This is a genomic window from Pseudoalteromonas sp. SR45-5 (assembly GCF_014163565.1).
Taxonomy (GTDB): Bacteria; Pseudomonadota; Gammaproteobacteria; order Enterobacterales; family Alteromonadaceae; genus Pseudoalteromonas; species Pseudoalteromonas distincta.
In genome coordinates this window covers 1-4081 of sequence record NZ_JACJDN010000361.1, presented here as the reverse complement: position 1 = coordinate 4081, position 4081 = coordinate 1, and the positions used below count along the sequence as shown (strand labels likewise).

The following is a 4081-nucleotide window of genomic DNA, read 5'->3' as shown; positions in this document are numbered from 1 at the left end:
TTTAAGTTAAACACTCATCAATAAGAGATAAAAGGTTGGGCAGAGCGCAGCGAAACCCAACGAACCTCCACTACCCACGCCCCCAATAAACCTGAATTATATATTTGAAAACGTAGGTCGGATAAGCGAAGCGACATCAGACACAGTAACCTATTTGAGTTTCGGCGCGTAAAATTCTGTATATTAATTTCAGTTTCATCGACTCTAAAATATATGCTACTTTCAAATAGTGGATTAAATAATGATAAAAGGAATTTAAAATGGAACTCTCTGCATCAATTCTTCTACTAATAATTACCATATTGATTTGTCTTGGTTGGTACAACCATACAAAAAATTTAAAAATACAGTTTAAAAAAAATATTAAGGCATTAACTGATTCTTTAGCTTTAGCGCGAGAAGAAGCTAAAAAGCAATCATTGAAAAATAAAGAACTAACTGAGAAATATAGCCCAATCATTCAAGCTGAAGCTTACTCTCAAACTTTATTAGATGAAGCGGAACTAAAAGCAAATGCTATAAAGCAAACTGCTGAAAATTTAGCTAATGAAGTTAAAAATGAATCTATTACTTTAAGTGAGTCATTAAAGGAACAAAGGTTAGAGGGGAGCTTAAGACTTAGAGAAGCGAAGGAAAAAGCAGAACAAATTAGGTTGGATGCTAATCAAGAAGCTGACCGTATTACTTTATTCGCAGAGCAAAGGGCTAAAGAGATTGCGGGTGATGCTTATGAAGCGAAAGAAAAAGCTAATACCTACGAGCAAGCAATAAAAGCAATGCGAAATACCATCGAAGGCTATAAGGACGACTATATCATTCCTAATCACTCAGTTTTAGATGATTTAGCTGAGGATTTTGGTCATAAAGAAGCTGGAGCAGAGCTAAAGTCAATACGACAAAATATTAGACAAATGATAAAAGAAGGATTTGCTGGAGATTGTGACTATGTTGAACAACATAGAAAAACATATGCAATCCATTTTGTAGTAGATGCATTTAACGGTAAAGTAGATAGTGCTTTATCTAAAGTAAAACATGATAATTTTGGGAAAATAAACCAAGAAATACTAGATGCGTTCGCATTAGTTAACCACAATGGCGTTCCTTTTAGAAAAGCTAGAATTAATGAAAAATACCTTAATGCACGTTTAATCGAACTAAAGTGGGCTGTAGCTACAAGTGAATTAAAAAAAATCGAACGTGAAGAGCAAGCAGAAATTAAAGCTCAAATTAGGGAAGAAGAAAAGGCTCTAAGAGATATTGAGAAAGCAAAGAGAGAAGCCGAAAAAGAAGAACGCTTACTTCAGAAAGCTTTGAAAAAAGCACGAGAAGAACTTTCTACTGCAAATGATGAGCAGCGGGCCGATTATGAAGCGAAATTACTTGATCTAGAGAAACAATTAAAAGAAGCGGAAGATAAAGGTCAAAGAGCTATGTCGATGGCACAGCAAACCCGAAGAGGGCATGTATACGTAATAAGCAATGTAGGCAGTTTTGGTGAAGAGGTATTCAAAATTGGTATGACCCGAAGACTTGAGCCTATGGATCGGGTCAAAGAACTGGGCGATGCTTTTGTTCCTTTTTCCTTTGATGTTCATGCGATGATATTTAGTGAAGATGCGCCATCTTTAGAAAAAGAACTCCATCGCCGTTTTGATATTTACTCAGTGAATAAGATAAATTCAAGGAAAGAATTTTTCAAAACTACAATATCAGAAGTTAAGAAAGCTGTAGAGGGCAATGGGATTAAAGACGTTCATTGGACTTTAAAAGCTGAAGCTTCTGAGTACCGTGAGAGTTTAGCAATAGAGAAAAACTTACAATGTAATGCGGTTGCTTAACTATTTCTTATTTAGTTTCATGTATTAATACAGAGTAGGTGAATTAGTTTTTCTCATCAATTTCTTTCCCGCAATTATAACAATTGTTAGTGGGAAGCTTATAACTAGAAATAGAGCGCATTACTTGGTTTTTCTTACAGGCAGGGCAGGCGTAATTAATTACAGAGATTATAAGCGCAATAGCAAAAACAAAACTACCGATATAAAACGGGTTTGAGTAAAATTGCATACTTGGCTCTGAAAAGTTAAAACCAATAATACAGATGCTTAAGGCAGTTAAATAAAGTTTAAATTTTAGGCTTTTATTCAAGATTTAAATATCCAATTGGCAAGGTGCTAATAATAAGTGCTTTGGCATTTTTAACAAATTATCTACTCTATTGCTATTTAAGTTTTATATAGCGCAAATGTATAGACATAAAAAAAGCGTTGCCCATGAGCAACGCTTTTCTGTATTTTTTCTGACAGCTATTAAATTATTCTGCTGCAAGATAATCCAACACTACTTGATGGTGATCTTTGGTTTTAAACTTATCAAATAGGTGTTTAATTTTACCGTCTTGGCCTACTAAAAACGTTAGGCGGTGAATACCATCGTACTCTTTTCCCATAAACTTTTTGTAGCCCCATACACCGAATGCTTCAGCAATGGCGTGGTCTTCATCGGCTAATAAATCAAAATTAAGCTCTTTTTTAGTTTCAAAGTTTTTAAGGCGCTTAATTGGATCTGGGCTAATACCTACAACGCGGGTATTAAATTTAGCAAGCTGTGCTTGCTCATCGCGTAGGTTTTCGGCTTGTACAGTACAACCCGGCGTTGACGCTTTAGGGTAAAAGTACACAAGCACTTGTTGCTCTTTTAACAGCTCGCTTAATGTTACTGTTTCGTCGTTTTGGTTTTGTAGGCTAAAAGCGGGTGCAGTATCGCCAGCTTGTAATGGACTAATTGTGTTCATGTTTAGCATCCTTAACGAATTCGTTTAAAAATATAATCTACGTTTAGCGTGTGAGAAAGGCTCTCAAAACTAATTTTAAATTGATCTATATCTACATCAACAGGTATGTTGAATTCAAGTTCACAACGCATTTTAATGTTGTCTTCTTGGGAATAAGTGTCTGACTTAAGTGAGCAAATACTAATATTATTGTCGGCAAAAAAGCGCGTTACTTTGCTCAATGTGCCAGGGGTGTCTATGCCTGTGTATTCTAGTGTGTAACCTGCACAAAACTCGCTAGGAGTATGACTTGCTGTACGCTTCATCATGGTTAGCAGGCCAAATTCCATGGCTTTAGTGGGCAGTACGTGCTCTATGCGGCTTATTGCCGACATGTCGCCGCTAAGTAGCATTATGAAGGTAAATTCGCAGCCTAAAATAGCAATACGGCTGTCAATAATGTTGCAGTGGCAATCGCTAACCAGTTGGGTTAGTTCACTTACTATACCGGGTCTGTCTTCGCCAATCGCTGTTAAAACAATTTGATGATTTGAAAATGCAGTCATGAGTTCAAATACCTTGTTACTTGGATTATATCAACCGAGTTGGCAACACCAAAAATACACACGAGAAGTTGCACGGCGGCGAAGTTTAACACAAAAAGGGCTCTAAACTACAGCACACGCTAATTAAGCGCTTTTAAAGTGCGGTGTTTCTTGTTTTTACTGGCACGGGAAAGTACCATAGCTAAAATTTGCTTATTTGCGCTTAGTTGCTTACTAAGTTGAAGTGCTGAACTTTATTGCATTTAGGCAGCCAAATAATAAATGTAAAGTTAATATTGATTTTACACTGAACCAAATCGGTATTACCCACTCATATATTTGTTAAAACAATTAAAGGGTATGCTAAGGAGAAATATCTGTGCAGTATTGGATCCCAAAAGCACTTGCAGTAAGTGTATTGGTAAGTTTATCAGGGTGTAGTGTATTTATTAATAAGGCACATGACGAGCGTAATTATCGTACGCATGAGCCTGTAAAAGCACCAGCGTCGTTATCTCAACCAGCTCAAGACCCAGTTTATAAAATGGATGTAGGTCAATACGACAATAATCCTGAAGCTACAAATTACCGCCCACCGGCACAAGTATTAACAATTGCGAAAGGCAGTTGGGTAGAAGAGACTGATAAACAGGCGCGTATTTATTTTGATAAAAACGATGGCATTGCTGATTTAGATGAGTTTCTTTGGGATACGATTAAATCTGTCCTAGCTGATAATAATGCAGGAACTACTAAAGAA

Annotated in this window: 4 protein-coding genes; 2 read left to right on the top strand and 2 right to left on the bottom strand. The window is 36.5% G+C overall.

Annotation, left to right across the window (positions count from 1 at the left end; translation table 11 throughout):
- Positions 1–260: 260 nt before the first annotated feature.
- Positions 261–1841 (top strand): DUF4041 domain-containing protein, encoded by a 1581-nt coding sequence (locus H5072_RS13285; RefSeq protein ID WP_182693786.1) that lies wholly within the window; start codon positions 261–263, stop codon positions 1839–1841.
- 476 nt (positions 1842–2317) lie between these two features.
- Here the strand turns inward: H5072_RS13285 and bcp are convergent, their stop codons facing one another.
- Both bcp and H5072_RS13275 read right to left on the bottom strand, forming a co-directional pair.
- Positions 2318–2797, bottom strand: a complete 480-nt coding sequence (bcp, locus tag H5072_RS13280) for a thioredoxin-dependent thiol peroxidase (RefSeq protein WP_002963124.1) — start codon at positions 2795–2797, stop codon at positions 2318–2320.
- Between the two features lie 11 nt (positions 2798–2808).
- Positions 2809–3342: a glycine cleavage system protein R gene (locus tag H5072_RS13275; RefSeq protein ID WP_182693785.1), complete on the bottom strand. Its 534-nt coding sequence runs from the start codon at positions 3340–3342 to the stop codon at positions 2809–2811.
- A 358-nt stretch (positions 3343–3700) separates the two neighbouring features.
- On the opposite strand from H5072_RS13275, the gene bamC reads away from it, so the two are divergent.
- Positions 3701–4081, top strand: a 381-nt coding sequence (bamC, locus tag H5072_RS13270; protein ID WP_182693784.1) for an outer membrane protein assembly factor BamC, incomplete at its 3' end; no start/stop codon positions are given.